Source organism: Edaphobacter aggregans DSM 19364 (assembly GCF_000745965.1).
Taxonomy (GTDB): domain Bacteria; phylum Acidobacteriota; class Terriglobia; order Terriglobales; family Acidobacteriaceae; genus Edaphobacter; species Edaphobacter aggregans.
The window spans coordinates 1-21,171 of sequence record NZ_JQKI01000025.1 but is presented as its reverse complement, the minus strand read 5'-3'; the positions used below and the strand labels follow the sequence as shown (position 1 = coordinate 21,171).

Below are 21,171 nucleotides of genomic sequence, written 5' to 3'. Positions count from 1 at the left end.
GCGCTTCGGTCGAAATGATAGGTCTTTAAGGGTGGGGCGTGTTCGGCGTTTGTTGGGCGGTGAGCTTCTGGGCCTGCTGGCGTTCGAGGGCGGCGTCGGCGGTACGGCCTTGTCGGGTGTAGGCGTCGGCGAGAGCGGCGTGGGCTTCGGCGTAGGTGGGGTCGGCGGCGACGGCGGCCTGGAGTTGGGTGATGGCTTCGGCGACTTGGCCTCGCTGGAGGAGGGCTCGGCCGCTGTCGAGGGAGAAGCTGGCGCGCTGGCGGCTGACGGCGACGCGGCTGAGGTCGGCGGCGATCTTGCGCTCGGCGGCGGCGCCTGCGGTGTCGCCCTGGCGGACGAGGATGGAGGCGAGGGTTATGTGCGGGCTGGGCTGCGCGGGCATCAGCTGGATGGCGCGACGCAGGGCGGCGATGGCTTTGTCGGGCTGGTCGTTCTGCTTGTAGACGTTGCCGAGCATGGCCCAGGCGTCGCCGTGGTCGGGGCGGAGCGTGGTTGCGCGCTCGAGCTCGGCTTGCGCCTCGGGGAAGCGGGCGAGCTGCATGTAGAGGATGCCGAGGGTGTAGGGCGGGTCGGGGAGGTTGGGGTCTAGCTTGGCGGCCTGCTCGAACTCGGTGATGGCGGCGTTGACGTCGTCCTTGAGCTTGAAGGCGAGACCGAGATCGTAGTGGAGTTGGGGGTCGTTGGGGTCGGCGGCGAGGCCGGCGTGGAAGTGCTCGATGGCGTGGTCGAGGTCGGCCTGCTGGAGGTAGGCGACGCCGAGGTCTTCGCGGAGGGTGGGGTTGTTTGGAGTGATGGCGAGAGCGCGCTGGTAGAGAGGGATGGCTCGTTTGGCGTCGCCGAGCTGGACGAGGGCGAGGGCGTAGTTGGTGAGGGTGGCGGCGTCCTCGGGATGCGCGGCGGCCGCCTGCTCGAAGTAGGGGAGTGCTTCGCGTGGATTGCCGCTGGCCTGTAGGGTGAGGGCTAATTCGTATTTGGCGTCGATGGAGGAGGGGGCGAGCTGGAGGGCGCGACGGAACGTGGCGAGGGCTTCGGCGTCCTGATTTGCGGCGCGGAGGGCGCGGCCGAACTGGAGGGTGTAGTCGAGGTTGTTGGGGGCGAGACGTGTGGCTTCGGTGAGTGAGGTGACGGCGGCGGCAGGATCGTGCTGGGCGAGCGATGCGGAGCCGAGGTGATAGTGTGCGGGGGCGAGCGTGGGATCGAGGGAGATGGCTTGCTGGAAGTGCGCGGAGGCTTCGGAGTACTGTTCGCGCTGCGCGAGGAGGGTGCCGAGGGCGTCGTGAAGGGGAGCGCTGTTGGGTGAGGATGCGAGGGCCTGTTCGATGCGGGCCTGCGCGGCGGCGGGCTGAGAGGTTGCTGCGAGTGCGGTGGCGTAGGCGATGATCTGGTCGGGAGAGAGGGCGAGGTGGGCTGAGTCGGCGAGCTGGAAGAGCGGGATCGCGCGGGTGAAGTCGCGAAGCTGCGTGTAGGCGAGGGCGAGGTTGAGGGTGGCGTTGGCGTCGGCGGGGTCGAGCTTGTGGGCGAGTTCGAGTTCGGCTGCTGCTGCCTTTGGATTGTTCTCGGCGAGGAGCACGGTTCCGAAGGCGGTGTGGCCGGCGGCGATCTTCGGTGCTAGCTGGACGACGCGGGCGAACTGCGCGTGGGCAGTGGGGAGATCGTTGCGTTGATAGGCTTCGGTCCCGGCGCGAAAGGCAGCGTCGGCGGCTTTGACGGTCTCGGTTGTGGGGCGTGGAGCGGATTTGCTCTGGGCGTGGACGAGCGTTGTGAGTGTGACAAGCAGCAGCGTTGTGCGTAAGGGGCCGCGGTGCATGGAGAGACTATCGCGCAGCAGAGGGTGCGAGGGCAAACTCGACGAAGCTGCGGCCGGCGTAGAGACGCCAGGAGTGTCCGGAGGGTGCGGGAAGGACCTGTAGCGGCATGGGGCGGCGGAGGTTGGCATCGTGAGTGGACTTCCTGGTGAAGAGATCGTGGCCGCCGATGTCCATCACGATGAACTGGTCGTTGGCGATGAAGCCGAAGCCATAGGCTCCGGGAGCGAGGCGGTGGTCGCCGATGTCGATGGCGGATTCGGTGATGAGGTAGGCCTGGTACTTTTGCTGCACGGCGCTGGAGTAGCCGGAGGTGTCGACGAGGGCGGCGAGGAGGAGAGCGTCTTTGGAGAACTGGACGCCGCCGGAGTTACGCGCCTGGATGGTGGCGCTCTGACCGCGGAAGAAGACGGAGGGCGGGAGGATGGCGCCGGCTTCGGTGGCGTTGAGAAGCTTTGGCGCGGAGTCGGCGGGCGCCTGCGCGACGGAGCGGAGCGGAGTGATGGCGAGGGTGGTGAGGAGAGCGGCGGCGAAGACGTGACGGAGCATGCGCTGCCATCGTACCTGCGCGGTCGCGCTGCCGCAACGCTTGCGATGATGCAACGGTAGACTGGTGAATCTTTGGATGGAGGAGCGATGCGGCTGGCTTGGACGGGAGCGCTTTGGGCGGGAGCACTGATGCTGTGCGGAATTGCGGTGGGGCAGACGGCATCGAGGGGTGCAGAACGGTTTGCGCTGCGTGAAGATGGCTTGACGATTCGCAGACATGTGGAGGCGGGAACCCCGTTTACTGTGGCCGGAACGCAGAGCGTGATCGTCGGGCGGCAGGAGGGAGTCTTCGAGGCGTGGGTGCTGCCGGTGAAGCTGCTGAGCAATCTTCGCATCGAGGCGGAGGTGGAGGGGTACGCTGTTCCGATCGACGTGAACGCGCATGCGGCGGAGATCGAGGTCTCTCCGGATCGCACGGAGATTACCTACTCGCACATTGCGTTTACGCTGCGGCAGATTATGTTTGCGCCGAATGAAACCGATGACGGGACGGGAGCGGTGGTGCTGTTTCAGGTGGATGCTGTGCGGCCGATGGAGCTGACCTTTCGGTTTACGCCGGAGATGAGGCCGATGTGGCCGCAGCCCGGTTCGGGCACGCCGTCGGTGGAGTGGGTGAAGCGCGGTGCGGGCGGGTTCTATGCGTTGCACACGGACTTTCCGAATCTGGCCGGAGCTGTAGCGATGCCGGGAGCTCAGCCGGGAATCATGGCTCCGTATCAGGAGAGGCCGCAGTTTCATCCGCTGGAGTTGAAGCTGCACTATGAGCCGAAGCGCGATGGGGACCGTTACTTTCCTCTGTTGGTGGCGGTGGGGAGAGATGCGGGGACAGCGTCGAATGCGGCGCTGGAGGCGAAGATCGATCGGCTGGGCGCGTCGCTGGGGAGGATCTATGGGTCTCATGGAGAGGCCTATGCGCGGATGGAGAAGGAACTGACGGCGATTCACACGCCGGATGCTGGCTTCAATGAAGCGTTTTCGTGGGCGGCGATCTCGATTGAGCAGTTGCGGGCGAAGGCTCTACCGACGGGCGAGGTTGGGTTGGTGGCTGGGTATTATGCGTCGGGGGATTCGGCGCGGCCGGGCTTCGGGTGGTTCTTCGGGCGCGACGCGCTGTACACGTTGTATGCCGTGAATGGCTTTGGCGACTTTGCGCTGTCGCGGCAGGAGCTTGAGTTTTTGATCGCACGGCAGCGCGACGATGGCAAGATGATGCACGAATACTCGCAGACGGCAGGGTTTGTGGATTGGAAGAGCCTGCCTTATATGTATGCAGCGGCCGATGCGACGCCGCTGTTTCTGACGGCGATGCTGGACTATGTGCGCGCGAGCGGCGATGTGGAGTTTCTGCGGAAGCATCGTGATGCCGTGGAGAAGGCATGGCGGTTTGAGACGACGCATGACGCGGACGGCGATGGCATCTATGACAACTCGCAGGGAACGGGATGGGTGGAGAGCTGGCCTCCGGGGATGCCGGGGCAGGAGATCTATCTGGCGCTGCTGGATCAGCAGGCCTCGCGTGCGATGGCGAAGCTGGCGCAGATGCTGGGAGATGCGGCGACGGCGGATGCTGCGGCGAAGCGGGCTGATGCCGTGGCGAAGACGATTGAGGCGGAGTACTACGATGCTTCGCGCGATGCGTATGCGTTCAGCAAGAACGCCAGTGCTATGGACCGGACGGCGACGGTGTATCCGGTGATTGCGTGGTGGGACGGCGCCGATGGCGGACTTGCGCATGCCGGCGCGAGCTTTACGCGATGGGCCTCGCATGATTTTTCGACCGACTGGGGGCTGCGCGATGTGGCGGCGAGCGATCCGCTGTACGACCCGATCAGCTATCACCAGGGTTCGGTGTGGCCGCTGTTTACGGGATGGATGTCGTTGGCGGAGTACCGCGCGGGGCGGGCGCTGTCAGGCTATGCACACCTGATGCAGAACGCGGATCAGACGACGGCGCAGGACCTGGGCGCAGTGACGGAACTGCTTTCGGGGGATTACTTTGCGCCGTTCGGGCGAAGCACGAGCCATCAGCTGTGGTCGTCGGCGATGGTGGTGACGCCTGCGCTGCGGGGGATGTTCGGGATCGATGTGGATGCTCTTGCGCACACGGTGCGGCTCGATCCGCATCTGCCGGCTACGTGGGACCGTGCCGAGGTAGAGAGGCTGCGTGTGGGGGATTCGGTGTGTTCGCTGGCGTATGCACGCGAGGGGAGAGATCTGGTAGTCAAGGTAAAGACTACGGGCGGAGAGCCGGTGCGATTGGTGGGGTCACGAGAGGGGGCGCGCGTTGCCAAGGACGGAAGCTCCGTTGCCTTTTCGCTGGCGCCAGTTGAGGTTGAGGTTCCGCATGGTCTTCCGCTGCCGGGAGCGCGGACGGCGCAGATGAAGGTGCTGTCGGAGACTCAGAACGCGGGTTCGCTGCGGCTGGAGCTTGAGGCGGCGGGTGGCACAGAGGTGGAGCTGCGGGTTCGACGCAACGGTGCAAAGCCGACGGTGCGCGTGGAGGGAGGGACGATGATTGCCGATGATCGCGTGCGCGTCAGCTTTCCGGCGGGAGAGGGGTATCGGCAGCAGGTGTTGATTCTGAGTTGGTAGCTGAGTGAGTCGGGGTCGTAGTCGCGATAGAGCGCGGCTGCGGAGCGCCTGCTGGCCGCGTGCGCGAGCAGGTTGTTCATCTGGAGGTAGACGCCGTTGGTCCAGCCGAAGCCGACGACGTTGCTCTTGTAGCCAGTGGCGACCTCGACGTTGGCCGAGCCGCTGACAACGTTGTACTTCTCGCGGATGGTGCCGTCGCGCAGGAAGTTGTCAAGGATGGTCTGGGAGAATTTGGTTGCGATGCGAGTGGCGTCTGCTTCGTCACGATATTGTGCGAGCCCCTTGATGGTGAGCCAGGTGGTGGGGGCCCAGCCGAAGGGAAGATCCCATTGGGTGCCGGAGTCGAAGTCGCTCATTGCGATGCCGCCTGTGCGCTCCATCAGAGGAAGGTGAAGCTTGAGGGCAGCGGCCTGTTGGGGCGAGGCGAGGCTCGCCCAGAGCGGGTAGAAGGTCGTGATGTAGTTGTAGGTGGAGAGGCGGCGGTTGACGAAGTCGTAGTCGTAGAACATGCCCGTCTTCTCGTTCCACAGGTACTTGTTGATGGCAGCTTTGCGAGCGTCGGCGCGGCGATTCCACTCCGCGGCCTCGTCGCGGCGGCCGAGCAGCGTGGCGAAGTGGGCCATGTCGCGCTCGTACTTGTAGAGAAGGCTGTTGAGGCAGACGGGAGCGTAGTTTTGCGTGGAGCCGCTGAAGGGACCGAAGCGGAAGCTGGGGTCGAAGCCGGATTCGCGCATGGCACGGTCGCCTTGATAGAAGGACGCAGTGAGCCAGTGGCCGTTGACGTGTGCGGCGGCGCAGACTTTGGAGGCGGCAATATCGCAGCTTGTTTTGGTGAGTTCGGCGGCCTGCTCGGGAGTGGGATTATCGGGCGCTTCGATGAGGTAGTCGGTGTGGACGCTGGGGTGCGCGAGCAGCCAGCGGATGATGTCGGGGTAGTAGGTGCTGTCGTCGGCCATCTCGGGAACGGGGCCGGCACCGACGTCGAAGTAGCGGGCGAGGCCGGTGTCGCCGGCGAGATGGGGCTCGGTGATCCAGACGTTGTAGTCGCGCTTGGCGTAGCCGTAGGCGCGGGCGAGCCACTGCTTGGTGACGGGCTTGCCCGCGGGGTGCTCGTAGAGTTCGCGGATCATGGAGGTGAGGAAGGGCGGCTGCGAGCGGGTGAGGTGATAGGTGCGGTTGGCGTTGAGGATGGAACCGTAGTTCTCAATCTCGAAGAAGAAGTTTTCGATCATGCCGCGGGCGAGATCGGTGCGCTTGTCGGCGATGAGGCCGAGAAGGATGAAGTAGCTGTCCCAGCCGTACATCTCGTTGAAGCGGCCGCCGGGCACGACGTAGCGATTCGGGAGGTAGAGGAGCCCCTCATCGGGGACGTCGGCGACGGTGACATCGCCCATGTGGACGATCTTTCTGGGGAGGTTGCGGACCTCAACCTTGCACTGTTGCTGCATGGCGGCGACGGAGGCGGGAGTCGCCATACCTGCGGGGAGATAGAGGATGGGCGCGGTAGTGACCTTGGGATCGACGACAGATTTGCAGCTGGTCATCGAGCGCGAGAGGGAATTCCAGTTGGTGTGGATGTAGGAGAGTATCTTCGCTTTGCCGGACGGGTTGCGCGCAGGGGCCTGTGGTGCGGCGCTGCCGGCGAGGAGAGTGACGACGAGAACAAGAAGGGCAGGGAGGCGAACCGCTCGATTCATCGGGAGTGATCTCCGGGCCAGTGAGTTGATCTGTTGCTATTGTAGGCTGGCGATCCAGGTTGCGTAGGGTGGAAGCTCGATTTGAGCGAGGCTGGACTGCTGCTGGAGCGAGGTAGCGTTAGTGAGAAGAGTGTGGGCGTTGCCTGAAGGCAGGTGATCCTTGCGTGGGTCAAAGGAGACGGTCTGCGTTGTGCCGGTGAAGTTGAGCACGACGAGAACCGGGGGATGGCCTGAGACGCTTTTGCGGACATACGACAGGACGGAGGGATTCGTTACGTCGAGCATGGTCATGCTGCCGTCGCGCAGGGTGGGATTGGTCTTCCGCATGGCGATGAGCTGCTTGTACCAGCTGAAGAGGGAGTTTGGATCTGACTGCTCGGCCTTCACGTTCTTCGCGGTGTAGTCGGCGGCGACGGGAAGCCAGGTGGAAGCGGCGGTACTGAAGCCGGCGTTCTTGGAGTCATCCCACTGCATGGGAGTGCGCTCGCCGTCGCGGCCCTTTTCGCGAGGCCAGCCGGTGATGCCGATGGGGTCCTTCACGTCTTCCTTGCGCTCGGGAGGGGTGGTGGTCATGCCGAGCTCCTGGCCGTAGTACATCATGGCGGTGGAGCGCGTGGTGAAGAGGATGGCGGCGAGAAGGTGTGCAATGGCGTCGTTATGCGTTCCGTCGCCGTATCGGTTCCAGCTGCGGATGTTGTCGTGATTGTCGAAGACGAAGAGCGGCTGATTGCCGCTGATCTTTGTCTCGGCGTCGGAGATGCGCTGACGGAAGGTAGCGGCGTCGAGTTTGTTGATGAAGCCAACCAGCATGTCCATCGGCAGCTGCAGCTCGTTGTGTTTTGTCCCGCCGTACCATTTGTCGAGCTCGGCGATGTTGGGCAGGTAAGTTTCACCGATGAGGACACGCTGGCCGGGGTATTTGTCGACTGTTGCCCGCAGGTGGCGCATGATGTCGTGGACCTCGGGGAGATTCTCATAGAGCGAGGTGTCCTGGTTGGGATCGCCGTAGGCGTTGGTACCGGGCTGCAGCTTTGCGTCGCGGAGTTTCGGATCTTCGAAGAGGGTTGGGATGGCGTCCAGCCGGAAGCCGGCGACGTTGCGATCGAGCCAGAAACGAACGGCGCCGAACATTGCATTCTCGACGGCGGGATTGCTCCAGTTGAGGTCGGGCTGCTGGATGTAGAAGCGGTGGTAGTAGTACTGGCTGGTCTTCGGGTCGTATTGCCAGGCCGAGTGACCGAAGATGCTTGTCCAGTTATTCGGAGGATTGTTGGGAGGAGTGCCGCCGGGTTTGCCGTCGCGCCAGACGTACCAGTCACGCTTGGGGTTTGTCTTCGAGCTGGCGGATTCGATGAACCAGGGATGCTTGTCGGACGTGTGATTCATCACCATGTCCATGATGATGCGGATGCCGCGCTTGTTGGCCTCGGAGGTGAGGCGGTCGAAGTCGGCCAGCGTGCCGTACTGTGGGTCGATGCTCTGGTAGTCGGAGATGTCGTAACCGAAGTCGACAAGCGGCGAGGGGTAGATGGGTGAGAGCCAGATAGCATCGACGCCGAGTGTCTGGAGATAGTCCAGCCGCTGGGTGATGCCGTTCAGATCGCCGACGCCGTCGCCGTCGGAGTCCTGAAAGCTGCGTGGGTAGATCTCGTAGATGACGGCGTGCTTCCACCAGGGAGCGGCCGCTGTGTTTGCCTGCGGCTTCGAGGTTTGGCCGCCGCGAAATGCGAGGGGTGCCTGCGCCGCTGTCACTGCCGTTGCGGAGAGAACAAGGATGGTGAAGGCGGCGAGGGCGAGGCGCCCAGTGCGAACGATGCTGCGCATGCGTTTCGACATGGCCATGATGCCTCCCGATTTTTCGCAAACACTACAGCAAGAACAAGGTGCTGGCAAATGTTGCCGGCGGAAAGGATCACGGTACGACAGCGACTTCTCCGTGCGCGAAGGCAATGGCTCGTGGAAGAGGTGGAACCATGTTTGCTAACAGAAGCGGCGGTCGGTCGATGTTCTACCACCTCAGGCGGACCGGCCTCGGTTCGAGGCAGGATTCGAGGGATAAGTAGCGGAGGGGAAAGAGCTTGCAGGCGGATGCCCGGTGTGGTGTGACCCCTGAAAGGTCGGACCTGTGGGACCAGGCGAGCGAGTGGCAAATGAGCGTGTCGGTCAACCTACCGAGGCTTGCACGGGTGAGCGCCGAGGGGATGTTGACAGCGGAATAGCACTGCGAGTAATGTTCGTCGCGATCTGCGAGCAACAATTCAGTCCTGCTGAAGGCAGGTTGAATTTTCAGTTCAGACGATCTTGTCTCAACCAGAGGAGCTTGCGAAAACGAGTAAGGCGTCCGACGGTTTCGAGTGACATCCCCTGGGGATGAGACAAGACAAAGCGGTACCTTTCAGGAGAGTCTTGTCATGAGTGTTTCGGCGCGAATCAAACTGCTTTTGTCTGCCATCTTCCTTACGATCCTTTGCAGTGCAACCAGCGCATCCGCACAGGCCGTGTACGGTTCGATCTATGGAACCGTAACGGACTCGACCGGCGCGGTCGTTCCGAATGCAACGGTCACGGTGACCGACAGTGCGAAGGGGACCGCCAGCACGCTGACGACCAACGCCAGCGGCGAGTTCACCGCGGATCACCTGATTCCCGACCCTTACAACGTCAAGGTGACGGCGCAGGGATTCCAGAGCTACGAGCAGACGGGAATCCGGGTCTTTGCGGATACTTCGACCAAGATGCAGGTGAACCTGACGGTCGGCGCATCGGATACGACGGTCGAAGTGACCGCGGACTCGGTGCCACTGCTGAAGACGGACCGTGCCGACGTATCGACGGTGTTCCAGTCGAAGGAGGTTATCGACCTGCCGATCGCCGGGAGAAACTTCACCGGCCTGCAACTGCTTCTGCCTGGCGCACAGGAGATGGGATGGAGCCATGCTGCGAGCGAGAATCCGCAGGGCAGCAAGCAGATCATGGTCGACGGGCAGGCTTTCGCGGGCACGGCCTACGAGCTTGACGGGACCGATAACCAGGATCCGATTCTCGGAATCATTGTCGTGAATCCAAACCTCGATTCGTTGTCGGAGTCGAAGATCACGACGCAGAACTTCGATGCTGAGTTCGGCAAAGCTGTGTCGTCGGTGGTGACGGCACAGACAAAGTCCGGCTCGAATAAGTTCCACGGGACGGGATTCTGGTACCGGCAGAGCGGGGCGAACCTTGCGAAGGACCCGTTTACGCAGGGGCCTGGGCGCTCGAGCATTCCGGACCAGTTGAAGAACCAGTTCGGCGGCTCGATTGGCGGGCCGATCATCAAGGACAGGCTGTTCTTCTTCGGCGACTACCAGGGACTCCGCCAGAAGGTCGGGACCGGAAATGTGCAGACGGTCCCGTCGGCGCTGCTGGTTGCGACCTGCCTCGGCAAGCAGGTTGGTCCGAGTGGAATTCCCGGCTGCGACTTCAGTGAGTATGCGGCGAGAGTCACTCCGGCCGGATCGGGCATTATCTATCGAACCAATCCTGCTACCGGCGCCCGCGAGCCTTATCCGGGAAATGTGATTCCGGCATCGCAGGTTTCGCAACAGGCGAAGAATCTTCTCACTCTGTTGGAGCCGTACGCACCAAATACCCCGGGCAACTTTGGCGGCCTGAGGAATAACTATTCCGGATCTGGCACGGGTGGCCTGAATAGCGACCAATGGGATATCCGCGGCGATTTTCAGCTAAATGATAAAGTTCACTTCTTTGGCAGGTACAGCCGATTTACCGATACGTTATCGGGAACGACGATGTTTGGTGCGGCGGGCGGCGCCGGCTTTGGTCTCGGAGGCTACGGTGGAACGTCGAAGGGAGAGAACGGCAGCGTTGCGCTGGGAGCCGACATTGTGCTCAACCCGAAGCTGGTGACGGACATTCGTCTCGGCTACTTCCGCTACAACATCAACACCTCCAAGTACGACCAGGGCGTTGATCTTGCGAATCAACTAGGTATTCCGGGCATGAACACGGCGGATCCGATTACGAGCGGCGCTCCGAGCTTTCAATTGGCGGAGGTCGGCACGACGACCGGTGCAGCGACTACGAACCCGCAGAGCCAGGGACCACAGTACGGCGCTGGACTGAATGTTGACCGGTGCAACTGCCCGCTGAAACAAAAAGAGGACCAGTACCAGATAGTGAACAACTGGACAAAGGTTCTGGGGAATCACTCGCTCAAGTTCGGCGCAGATCTTCGCTATGCACGAAATCTTCGTGTCCCCAGCGATAACGATAGAACGGGAATTTTGCACTTCAGCAATACGCCGACGTCGAACCCGAGTATCCTGGGTGCTCCCCAGGGTGGCCTTGGCTTTGCAACATTTGCCTTGGGAACGGTGACCAGCTTCAACCGCTATGTGAGCACATCGACGAACGCGAAGGAGTTCCAGAAGCGCACCTTCTTCTATGCGCAGGACACGTGGCGGGCCACGCCGAAGCTAACGTTGAACTACGGGCTTCGCTACGAGGTCTACTTTCCCGAGACGATCAATTCTGCCGGCAATGGCGCACTGCTGGACGTGAATACGGGCTATTTGAATGTGGCTGGAGTTGGCGACGTTGCCAGCAATATGAATTGGGGCAGAACGACCAATACGTATAGTCCACGAGTGGGCATCGCATACCAATGGCGTCCGTCGACCGTTATCCGCGGCGGTTATGGTCGCAGCTTTGATATTGGCGTCTTCGGCTCGATCTTCGGACATGCAGCGACGCAGAATCTGCCTGTGCTCTCGAACCAGCAGATTACGCAGACTGGTGGTCCTCTCAGTCAGGCGTTCAATCTGGCGCAGGGGCCTTCCGATCCGACGCGGATTCAGGTTCCGGCGGACGGATTCCTGCCCAACCCCGGATACGCGGTCAACTCAAGAGCACGTCCCAACTCGCTGCTCCTTCCGACGCTTGATGCCTGGAACCTTGCGTTGCAACAGTCTCTGAGCCCGACGTGGTCATTTACGGTTGCCTACGTGGGTAACAAGGGTACGCATACCCTTGGCGATGTGAGCGGCAATACGACCAATCCCAACGAGACAGCGATCTCCCTGCCGGCGGAGTTCAGTGTCACCGGACAGCCTCTCCACTATGATCCGGGGGTCAGTCTGACCACGAATTACGGAGTGAGGGCGACGAATGGCCAGCCGGTGCTTGGCATCTCGCCATCCGGGGGGACGAACAATTCGACCTATTTGCAGCGCTATTACGGAGGGAAGCTTCCTGCGTGCTCCACTCCTGGCTATCAGGCACAGGTCAATGACCCGCTTATCGGCCCTGGCCAGTGCGGCTGGACCAACGGCGTTACGTTCTACAGCAATAGCTTCAACACGCACTATAACGCGCTGCAGATTACGGTGACGAAGCAGTTCTCTAAAGGGATGTCGCTGAACGGAAACTACGCATGGCAGCGAGCTGTGAGCTACCAGACCGGTTTCTCGACGTGGGACATACGTGCGGTGAAGGGACGTGACAGCGCGCTGAGACAGCAGCAGGTCATCCTCTATGGCCTGTATGAGCTGCCCTTTGGGCGGAACAAGCCCTTCCTCAGTGGTGTGTCCCCTGCGCTGAACTACGCCATTGGCGGATGGCAGCTGAGTCCAGTGATGAACTACTCGAGCGGGCTCCCGTTCAGTCTTTCCTATGGTTCGTGCAACACGAGCATACCGGCGTCGGCGCCTTGCCTGGTCAATGGAAATCCGGGTGCCTTCCAGCATGAGTACTCAGGTTTCCCGGGGAGTGGTCTGACCTACTTTAAGGGCAAACCATTGAGTCAGACACCATTTACGGCACCTGGGCTGAACCAGATCGGGAACATTGGCAGAAACAGCGTCTTCGGGCCGCATCTTTTCAATACGGACCTTGCGGTGATGAAGAGCTTCCCGATTCGCGAGGTTGCGACGGTTCAGTTCCGCATGGACGCGTTCAATGTCTTCAACTACATCAACTACGGGACACCGAGCGGCAACATCGAACAGGATGGAACGATCGCCGGCGGACCTTTTCCAGACGGCTCGTCTCATCCGCGGCAGCTGCAGTTAGTGGTGAGAGTTCAGTTCTGAGGCTGACCGTATTTGTTTTGAGAGGGAGGGGAGCTTCGGCTCCCCTTTCTGTTTTCGAGTTAGACTCGGGAGGATTGCAGGGGAACCGGATGAAGCGACTCGATGTTGTACGGGCAGCGTTGGGAGTGGGGCTTCTGGTTGCAGGGGTGGGGACTGCCAATGCTCAAGCGTCACAGGTGCCTGACAGCGCCAGAGCGGTTGCCGCGAAGAATGCTGAACCGCAGCCTGGCCTGGCTGAAATGCGAAAGATGATCGATCGCGGTCGCGCAGACGATGCGCTGAAGCAGTTGGATGCTCTAGCGGCGCAGCAGCCGCTTACGGCGGGACTCCAGACGTTGCGAGGCGTGGCGCTCTACACGCAGAAGAGGTTTGCCGAGGCTGACGCTGCATTTGCCGATGCTCTTAAGCAGAATCAAGGCGATGAAGAGGCGACGCAGATGCGCGGTCTTACTTTGTTCCGGCTAGGCCGGCCCGCGGAGGCGATTCCGTTGCTCGAGGCGGCGCACAACTGGACACCCGAGACGAAGACCGATCCCAGCTATGTGCTGGCGCTCTGCTATATCGATACGCGCCGCTACGATGATGCGCGACGCGCCTTCGCTGCACAGTATGGCTTTCCGCCGGCTTCGGCTTCGGCTTATCTGCTGGCGGCTCGTATGCTGCTGCGCCGAGAGTACGTTCCGGTGGCGAAGGAGTTTGGGCAGAAGGCGCTCGCTCTAGACCCGTCGCTGCCGCTGGCACACGCTCTGTTGGGAGAGATTGCCCTGGCAGCAGAGCATGTGGACGAGGCGATCGCGGAGTTCGAGAAGGAACGGGCTCGCAATCCTCTGGAAGCGAGCAGTTACGACCGGCTTGGCGATGCGTATACTCGCGCGGGAGACTACGTGCGCGCGCAACAGGCGTTGCAGCAGGCAGTGCTGCTCGAGCCGAACGCAACGGGGCCCTATATTCTGCTGGGAAAGGTGCTGTTGAAGCGGCAGGATGCGGTGAATGCCACGATGTATCTGGAGCGCGCCGAGAAGATGGATCCGGGCAATGCGATGACGCATAACCTGCTCGGTCAGGCGTACCGTATGCTGGGGCGCAACGAGGAGGCGAGCCGCCAGAATGAGCAGGCGCAACGCCTGCAGTCGGCCAACCAGCCTCGTCTGGAGAACGTCAGGTAAGTTGCTGTGGGGATTGAGAGGTGGATGGCGGAGAGGGAGGGATTCGAACCCCCGATAGCCTTGCGACTATGTCTGATTTCGAGTCAGGTGCATTCAACCGGGCTCTGCCACCTCTCCGCATTATAACAACATATTTTTCAGCTACTTGCGACCTTCCTGCGCTGGATCGCTTTCGCCGCAGAACCTCTGGTGTCCGCTTTGGTGTCCCTTCGGTTTCCCAACTTCACCAGTCGGTTGACCGCCGAGGCCTGGTGTTCGGGAGCGAGATGGTAGTACCGCATGACCATCTGGAGTGTCCTGTGCCCGAGCAGCTCTGCGACGGTGCGCAGATCCACCCCGGCCATAACCAGTCTACTGGCAAAGGTATGGCGGTTGCAATGCCAGCTGTATCCTTCGATCTTCGCCTCTTCGAGCGCGCTGGGAAACCAGCCGCGGGAACCTTCTAGAGACGCACCGCTCCACACCAAGCTCTGGAAGTGGAACGAGTTGCATGCTGAGGGCTGCGGCCTGTTTAGCTGACCAACGTAGTTGTTGCTGCGGCCACAGTACTAGCGGGGCAGCACGTCGATGTGCGCCTGACGGCGGAAGACGGTTACCAGGCGCAGCGCAGCTACTCCATCGCTTCGCCGCCGGGAGATAAACATTCTGATGCTAACGGTCGAGCGCATCGAGGACGGCGAGGTTTCGCCTTATTTAACCGACGGGTTGCGCGTCGGCGACCGGGTCGAGCTTCGCGGGCCGATCGGCGGCTATTTTGTCTGGGACGCCCGCGACGGGGGGACGACGGCCCCTCCGCTATTTCTCGCCGCGGGCGGAAGCGGCATCGCGCCGCTGATGTCGATGATTCGCCACCGCACGAGTACCGGCAATAAGGTTCCGACCAGACTCCTTTACTCGTCGCGGTCCTACGAAGAAATTATTTACTGCGAGGAGCTCGACCGTTTATCCGCGCACGACCCTACGCTCCGCGTCATTCACACTTTAACCAGACGGCGGCCCCCGAACTGGATGGGTTACGGGCGCAGGATTGACCGGGCGATGTTGGCGGACACGGCCTGGCGGCCGGCGGAAAAACCGCTCGCTTTCACTTGCGGCCCAACCGATTTTGTCGAGACGGTCGCCACACATTTAGGGGAATTAGGCTACGAGCCCGGACGCATCAAGACGGAGCGATTCGGGCCCACCGGAGATGGAGCGACATGCAGGATAACGATTTGAGGTTGGACGGCAACGCGGCGGGTGGACTGCTGAATGAAATCTTTCGGTTTGAGATGACGGCCGCGGAGGCGACCTGCGGGGGCTGCGGCACAATGAGACCCATCGGCGAACTGATGCTTTACCAACACGGGATGGGTGCAATACTGCGCTGCGCCGACTGCGACACGGCGCTGATACGCATTACGTACATCCGCGGGTGCTACCGCCTCGACCTGAGCGGTATGACCTACCTTCGAATCGCCTCGGAAATTCAGCAACAGGAGGTTCACAGATGAAAATTTTTATTGCAGGAGGGACGGGAGCGATCGGACGTCCTCTGATCGCGGAATTGCTTGCCAAAGGACACGCTCTCGTTGCTCTGACTCGTTCTCCTGAGAAAGCTCAGGCTTTCGTGAAACAAGGCATAGTACCTGCGATAGCCGATGTATTTGATTCCGATGCGGTCAAAGCGGTTGTCAGTCGCGCTCAGCCGGAGATCGTGATTGAACAACTCACCGCCCTACCCAGAACCTACACCCGTGAGTCAATGAGTGCCGCCGCCGTCTTCAACAATCGCCTCCGTTTAGAAGGGGGTGCCAATATGCTGGCAGCCTCGCAAGCGGCGGGTGTGCGGCGTTACCTGAGGCAGTCGATCGCATTCTGGGCGGTTCCTGGTCCTGGATTGGCTGATGAAGAAACGCCTCTAGCATTTGACGCCTCGCCTGCGGTTGCAGCAGATGCCCGCGTAGTAACTGAGCTAGCTAGAGCATCGTTTACTGGAAAATCCCAACACAGAAGGGATCGCCGTGCGTTATGGCTTCTTCTATGGACCCGGCACCTGGTTCAACCCCGACGGCGATGTTGCCCAACAGGTGCGACAGCAACAGTTCCCGATCGTCGGGAATGGCGAAGGCGTCTGGTCGTGGTTACACATTGAGGACGCGGCGATTGCTACCGTTGCAGCAGCAGAGCAAGGCAATCCTGGGATTTATCTGATTACGAATGATCAACCTTTGGCGGTGCGCGAATGGCTCCCTGCGTTCGCTCAATGGCTGAACGCTCCACCACCGCCGCAGATATCGGTTGAGGATGCCCTGAAAGCGAGTGGTGCGGATGCGGTGTACTACGGAACTCAGATGCGAGGCGTATCGAATGCCAAAGCAAAACGCGAACTGAATTTTCAACCGCGACCGTTGGAGTGGATCGTTGACACCACCGGGGCTTATGCCAGTTAACAAGTTAAGGGAGACAAGATGAAGATTGCTCAACATGAAGCAACGATCGTGGTCATGCACGCGATCGTTCATGGACTGCATGGTTTCTCAACAACCATGGTCTTTAAAATTATGAGAGGTGTGTCATGAAAATTGTCGTCATTGGTGGCAGTGGGCTGATTGGTAAGAAACTTGTGCCCAGGCTCCATGAGCGCGGACATGAGGCGGTGGCAGCGTCCCCTTCTTCCGGTGTCAACGCCGTTACGGGCTCGGGACTCCCTGATGTGTTGGTGGATGCTGAGGTTGTTGTCGATGTGACGAATTCACCATCCTTTGAGGATGCGGCGGTGTTGGAGTTCTTCGAGAAGTCATCCCGGAACCTGCTTGCGGCGGAGGCAGACGCTGGTGTGGGTCATCACGTTGCAGTATCAATCGTCGGTGCCGATCGCATCCCTGATAGCGGCTATCTGCGCGCGAAAGTCGCTCAGGAGAAGTTGATCCAGTCCGCAGGAATACCTTATACGATCCTCCGCGCTACGCAGTTCTTTGAGTTCATCGGAAGGATCACCGCTCAATTCCCCACGGATGGGCAAACGGTTCGCGTGCCCCCTGCCCTCATCCAGCCCGTCCTGTCGGACGATGTGGTTGCCGTGCTGGTCGATGTCACACTGGGAGCGCCAGTCAACGGCATCATCGATTTAGCTGGTCCCGAGCGGTTTCGTTTCGACGAAATCATCCGCCAATTTCTGAGCGCAACCCAGGACAAACGCCAAGTCGTCATCGATACGCACGCCCGTTACTTTGGCGCTAAATTGGACGAGCGATCCCTCGTTCCGAGAGGCAACTCGCATATTGGAGCGACACGCTTCGAGGGCTGGCTCAGCCAGGAGGATTAGAGCGCTCGGCAAAGCCAGCGTCATCAAAGCTGGAGGGGATGAACATGTACCGGCAGGATGCAGCACGTCGCGTCGACGTCCACAAGATCGTTGATGGCGGCACGCTTACAGTGCACAGGACTTTGAATACGCGTCATCCATTTTTCAACACGGTTCCAATGCGGACGACTACTTACTTGCCCATACGCTCGTATGGTTGCCGTGGCTAAGGGAAGTGTTTCGGCGCTATGGATCAGCGCTGCGCCGCTAGATCGATATCTCAACAAGGCCAGCCGCAAAGCTACGGCACCCAATTTCACAAAACTGACGTCGGAAGATATTGAAGAGATCAATACGGCAGCTCCCAAAATCCCGATTCAGGGCGATCGCCTTCCTGAATCAATCCTGCGAATGTCTTACCGCTAAGGGCGCAATCTCAACGGCGACCTCTGCCGTAGCAGCTGGCAAGCATGGCGCGGGTTACAATGCCGAGCAAAAGGAGCAAGTGCGAGGGGCACCAGGAAGGACCACGATGAGAATTCATATGGCGATTGGAATCTCACTCTGCATGCTCGTGTCAGGTGCGCAGAGCCAAAGTCCTATGCAGCAGGAAGCGATAAGGATCATTCGGAGTGGATCGCAACCCTCCCGGCCGGGACCGGCCGAGAACTTCACTGGGTCCGTCCGCGTCGATCCTCTGTTCCAGGCGAACGCTCCGGCGCGCACCTCCGGCTCCCTCGTCACGTTCGAGCCCGGCGCACGCACCGCGTGGCACACCCACCCGTTGGGCCAAATCCTGATCGTGACGGCGGGCACGGGCCGGGTGCAGCGCTGGGGCGATCCCGTAGAGGAAATCCGTCGGGGGGATGTGGCCTGGATTCCGCCCGGCCAGAAGCACTGGCACGGGGCCGCGCTGAACAGTTCGATGGCGCACATCGCCATCGTGGAACAGCTCGACGGCAAGGCCGTCGATTGGATAGAGAAGGTAAGCGAGGCGCAGTACGGCGCGCCGCTCCACGCTGAGGGAGCGAGCATCGACGCCGGCGCACAGCCTAGGCCGTCTCAAGGGGCAATCGGCGACTTTGCTCCCAAAGTTGGCCGAGCTGACTGACGATGTGCTGTACGGCGACGTATGGGAGCGCCCGGAGCTGTCGAAGCGTGACCGAAGCCTGGTGACTGTGGCCGCGCTGATTGCCTTGAATCGTCCAGACCAGCTCCGGTCTCACCTCATCAGAGCGCTCGAGAATGGCGTGACGCAGGAGGAGTTGATCGAGACCATCACTCACTTGGCGTTTTATGCCGGCTGGCCCAACGCGGTTAACGCCATCAACGTTGCCAGGGAAGTTTTCGAGAAGAAATGAATTACGAATGGCGAATCGCTGGAGAAATCATGCAAAAACAGAAACCTGAAAAGAGCAACCTGGAATCCCCCGCCCTCAGGGTCACCAGGGTAAATTCTCTGAGCAGCAAGCGTCGGAAATCTGCCATTGCGCTCTGGCTGATGGCGGTCTTCCTCTTCACTTCAGCGGGCGCACGAGAGACCAACAAGAGTAAGCCTGAGCCGCTGATGATCCAGGAGCAAGGCAGCTTCGCTGTCGGCGGGGAAGTCATTACGGTGCCCGGCACTTTCGACCCCATTAAGCAGGGCGCGTACAACCCCGCCGGCACTGATCCCGCAGGCCAGACATTGCACGGCGACCACGCTTACGTCTTCTACCAGGTCCCGGTGAATGCCAGAAAACTTCCGCTCGTCTTCTGGCACGGCCACGGGCAGTCTGCCAAAACGTGGGAGACCACCCCGGATGGGCGCGAAGGGTTCCAAAACATCTTCCTGCGCCGCCGCTTCCCGGTCTACCTGATCGACCAGCCGCGGCGTGGCCGCGCCGCACACGGCACGCAGCCGATCAACATCACTGCCACACCAGATGAGCAGCTCTGGTTCGGCATCTTCCGGCTCGGCGCCTGGCCGGACTTCTATCCGGAGGTGCAGTTCTCCCGCGAGCCGGAGGCGCTCAACCAGTTCTTCCGGCAGATGGTCCCCAACACCGGTCCGTATGACGTGCAGGTGAATACGGAGGCTGTTTCGGCGCTATTTAACAAGATCGGTCCGGGCATTCTCGTTACACACTCACAGAGCGGCGGGCTGGGCTGGCGCACGGCCATCAAGAACAGAAATGTCCGCGGCATCGTTTCCTACGAGCCGGGCTTCGACTTTCCTTTTCCCGAGGGAGAGGTGCCGCCGTCCATGACGCTCGGCGGCAGACCGCTGAGCGCCATCACGGTGCCCAAATCGGATTTCATGCTGCTCACGAAGATACCGATCATCATTTATTACGGCGATAACATTCCCGACAAGCCGAGCATGAATCCGGGCCAGGAGCAATGGCGCATTTTCTTCGAAATGGCCAAGCGGTGGCGGGATGCTGTGAACCGCCATGGCGGCGATTCACCGTCGTGCACCTGCCCGAGATTGGGATTCGGGGCAACACGCACTTCCCGATGTCGGACCTGAACAACGTCCAGATTGCGGATCAGCTGTCGAAGTTCCTCTCAGAAAAGAAGAGGGACTATTAGAGGGCGGTTAGCTCAGCTGGTTCGAGCGCGTGACACTTGGACTTGCGCCGTCCTCTGTGAAAGCGTCAATGACAACTGTCTCGCAGTCGTGCGACTCTCCTTCAGAAATTTAACGGCGTTCAGTGTGTTTTGACAGACCCGTCACGGGTCTGGTCCGTGATCCAGTTGATTTCCCAGGTCTTGCCGCCATCATCCGAGTAGGATTGCTCGAAGTGAGCCGAATTCGGGGTGATCTCCGACCAGACAAATCGAACATAGACGATCCTGCCCTTCCATAGCTCTTGATCGTAAAACTCGCCGCATTCTTGATTTGGCAGCGTAGATTCGCAGCAGCAATATGAATCACGATAGGCTGGAGAGAATCGCATGGCGAAAGAGGTCGAGCGCAAGTTTCTAGTCAAAGGCAATACCTGGCGCGGCCAGGACGGCGGGAAATGCTACCGCCAGGGATATCTCAGCACAGTCAAAGAGCGTACGTTTCGCGTGCGAACCACAGGGGATAAGGGGTTCATCACGATCAAGGGAGAGAGTGTCGGCGCGACCCGGTCCGAGTATGAGTATGAAATCCCGCTTGCCGACGCGAACGAGATGCTTGATCGGCTTTGCGAGCGGCCGCTAATTGAAAAGACCCGGTATCGCGTCTCGCACGAAGGCTTGGTGTGGGAAATCGACGAGTTCGAGGGCGACAACCGGGGACTAATCATTGCGGAAATCGAACTCAAGGACGAGACTCAATCGGTTACGCTTCCGAGCTGGATCGATCAAGAAGTGACGGGCGATCCCCGATACTTCAATGCAAATCTGGTTGCGAACCCATTCTCCCAGTGGTAACGAACCAATTGTGCGGTGTTGGCTACATCACGGCTCTGACTTTCGTGCTGACCTTGGGAACCAAGCAGCGCTTCCCAACTTTCAGATCAGCAATAGAAGGGCGGTTAGTAAGCGTCCGGGCGTCGCCCATTGGCGGTGAAATTGTTGCCGATTTTGAGGAGACCCGTCAATTTTGGAATTTCATCATGCATGAAATAAAGCTGGCCCGGGAAGCGTTGTTTCTGAAGGATGGATGACAATAACCTTGAAGCCGGAAGGAAGCAGGCTCGCAGAGCCAAATTGCGATGTACATTGCTGACGCAACCGAATTGATTAGGATAGACCAAATTGTAGGAGCACGTGCGCAGACATGGTGCGATCTTGGTTGCGGGACCGGCACATTTACCCTCGCCCTCGCAACGTTGCTGCCCCCAGGCAGCGTCATCCATGCCATAGACAAAGACGAAAGATCGTTATCGCAGATTCCCGACCGGTATCAAGACGTAACCATCCGCAAGGAGGTTGTGAACCTGGGAAAGAGCGATCTCTCTTTGCCTGCGCTCGATGGCGTGCTCATGGCCAATTTCCTGCATTTCATCAAAC

The 21,171-nt window shown here is 60.4% G+C and carries 17 protein-coding genes, 1 tRNA gene and 3 pseudogenes; 15 read left to right on the top strand and 6 right to left on the bottom strand.

Annotated elements, in window-relative coordinates; genetic code table 11:
- Nucleotides 1-25: 25 nt before the first annotated feature.
- Together Q363_RS12630 and Q363_RS12625 are read right to left on the bottom strand one after the other, a co-directional pair.
- Complete coding sequence (locus Q363_RS12630) at nucleotides 26-1,807, bottom strand: tetratricopeptide repeat protein (RefSeq protein WP_084080315.1); 1,782 nt, start codon at nucleotides 1,805-1,807, stop codon at nucleotides 26-28.
- A gap of 7 nt (nucleotides 1,808-1,814) precedes the next feature.
- Nucleotides 1,815-2,354: a hypothetical protein gene (locus Q363_RS12625; RefSeq protein WP_035350581.1), complete on the bottom strand. Its 540-nt coding sequence runs from the start codon at nucleotides 2,352-2,354 to the stop codon at nucleotides 1,815-1,817.
- An 87-nt stretch (nucleotides 2,355-2,441) separates the two neighbouring features.
- Here Q363_RS12625 and Q363_RS45855 point away from each other — a divergent pair.
- A pseudogene (locus Q363_RS45855) lies at nucleotides 2,442-4,394 on the top strand (amylo-alpha-1,6-glucosidase); the annotation flags it as partial.
- A 359-nt stretch (nucleotides 4,395-4,753) separates the two neighbouring features.
- Here Q363_RS45855 and Q363_RS44025 read toward each other — a convergent pair.
- Nucleotides 4,754-6,643, bottom strand: coding sequence for a trehalase family glycosidase (locus Q363_RS44025; protein WP_157466790.1), 1,890 nt, complete (start codon nucleotides 6,641-6,643; stop codon nucleotides 4,754-4,756).
- A gap of 36 nt (nucleotides 6,644-6,679) precedes the next feature.
- Nucleotides 6,680-8,485: a glycoside hydrolase family 13 protein gene (locus Q363_RS12615; protein ID WP_035350578.1), complete on the bottom strand. Its 1,806-nt coding sequence runs from the start codon at nucleotides 8,483-8,485 to the stop codon at nucleotides 6,680-6,682.
- 569 nt (nucleotides 8,486-9,054) lie between these two features.
- Here Q363_RS12615 and Q363_RS12610 point away from each other — a divergent pair.
- Entirely contained in the window at nucleotides 9,055-12,732 is a 3,678-nt protein-coding gene (locus Q363_RS12610) for a TonB-dependent receptor (RefSeq protein ID WP_035350574.1), read from the top strand.
- Nucleotides 12,733-12,821: 89 nt separating this feature from the next.
- Nucleotides 12,822-13,898, top strand: a complete 1,077-nt coding sequence (locus Q363_RS12605) for a tetratricopeptide repeat protein (RefSeq protein ID WP_084080295.1) — start codon at nucleotides 12,822-12,824, stop codon at nucleotides 13,896-13,898.
- Nucleotides 13,899-13,923: 25 nt separating this feature from the next.
- Here the strand turns inward: Q363_RS12605 and Q363_RS12600 are convergent.
- A tRNA-Ser gene (locus Q363_RS12600) sits at nucleotides 13,924-14,015 on the bottom strand.
- Between the two features lie 20 nt (nucleotides 14,016-14,035).
- Complete coding sequence (locus Q363_RS46185) at nucleotides 14,036-14,362, bottom strand: tyrosine-type recombinase/integrase (RefSeq protein WP_211256177.1); 327 nt, start codon at nucleotides 14,360-14,362, stop codon at nucleotides 14,036-14,038.
- A gap of 157 nt (nucleotides 14,363-14,519) precedes the next feature.
- Here Q363_RS46185 and Q363_RS45440 point away from each other — a divergent pair.
- The 12 genes and pseudogenes from Q363_RS45440 to Q363_RS12535 form a co-directional block, all read left to right on the top strand.
- Nucleotides 14,520-14,636, top strand: a pseudogene (locus Q363_RS45440) (hypothetical protein); the annotation flags it as partial.
- Nucleotides 14,637-14,639: 3 nt separating this feature from the next.
- Nucleotides 14,640-15,116 (top strand): ferredoxin reductase domain-containing protein, encoded by a 477-nt coding sequence (locus Q363_RS12590; protein ID WP_281175990.1) that lies wholly within the window; start codon nucleotides 14,640-14,642, stop codon nucleotides 15,114-15,116.
- The gene (locus tag Q363_RS12585) at nucleotides 15,098-15,391 is read left to right on the top strand and encodes a DUF6510 family protein (protein ID WP_035350568.1); all 294 of its coding nucleotides are present in this window, start codon (nucleotides 15,098-15,100) and stop codon (nucleotides 15,389-15,391) included. The genes Q363_RS12590 and Q363_RS12585 overlap by 19 nt, the downstream gene beginning before the upstream one ends.
- A pseudogene (locus Q363_RS46180) lies at nucleotides 15,388-15,693 on the top strand (SDR family oxidoreductase); the annotation flags it as partial. The gene Q363_RS12585 and the pseudogene Q363_RS46180, both read left to right, overlap by 4 nt.
- Nucleotides 15,694-15,901: 208 nt before the next feature.
- Nucleotides 15,902-16,330: an NAD-dependent epimerase/dehydratase family protein gene (locus Q363_RS45435; protein ID WP_281175988.1), complete on the top strand. Its 429-nt coding sequence runs from the start codon at nucleotides 15,902-15,904 to the stop codon at nucleotides 16,328-16,330.
- Nucleotides 16,331-16,455: 125 nt separating this feature from the next.
- Nucleotides 16,456-17,205 (top strand): SDR family oxidoreductase, encoded by a 750-nt coding sequence (locus Q363_RS12575; RefSeq protein WP_035350565.1) that lies wholly within the window; start codon nucleotides 16,456-16,458, stop codon nucleotides 17,203-17,205.
- 523 nt (nucleotides 17,206-17,728) lie between these two features.
- Nucleotides 17,729-18,295: a (R)-mandelonitrile lyase gene (locus tag Q363_RS12565; protein WP_245632186.1), complete on the top strand. Its 567-nt coding sequence runs from the start codon at nucleotides 17,729-17,731 to the stop codon at nucleotides 18,293-18,295.
- Nucleotides 18,279-18,545, top strand: a complete 267-nt coding sequence (locus tag Q363_RS12560; protein WP_211256174.1) for a carboxymuconolactone decarboxylase family protein — start codon at nucleotides 18,279-18,281, stop codon at nucleotides 18,543-18,545. The genes Q363_RS12565 and Q363_RS12560 overlap by 17 nt, the downstream gene beginning before the upstream one ends.
- On the top strand, nucleotides 18,542-19,696 hold the full coding sequence (locus tag Q363_RS12555; protein ID WP_211256173.1) for an alpha/beta hydrolase: 1,155 nt from the start codon (nucleotides 18,542-18,544) through the stop codon (nucleotides 19,694-19,696). Before Q363_RS12560 ends, Q363_RS12555 begins: the two co-directional genes overlap by 4 nt.
- A 428-nt stretch (nucleotides 19,697-20,124) precedes the next feature.
- The gene (locus tag Q363_RS12545; protein WP_035350555.1) at nucleotides 20,125-20,589 is read left to right on the top strand and encodes a CYTH domain-containing protein; all 465 of its coding nucleotides are present in this window, start codon (nucleotides 20,125-20,127) and stop codon (nucleotides 20,587-20,589) included.
- Nucleotides 20,583-20,825, top strand: coding sequence for a hypothetical protein (locus tag Q363_RS12540; RefSeq protein WP_035350554.1), 243 nt, complete (start codon nucleotides 20,583-20,585; stop codon nucleotides 20,823-20,825). The genes Q363_RS12545 and Q363_RS12540 overlap by 7 nt, the downstream gene beginning before the upstream one ends.
- Nucleotides 20,826-20,873: 48 nt before the next feature.
- Nucleotides 20,874-21,171: class I SAM-dependent methyltransferase (locus Q363_RS12535; protein WP_157466788.1), on the top strand; the 298-nt coding region annotated here is incomplete at its 3' end.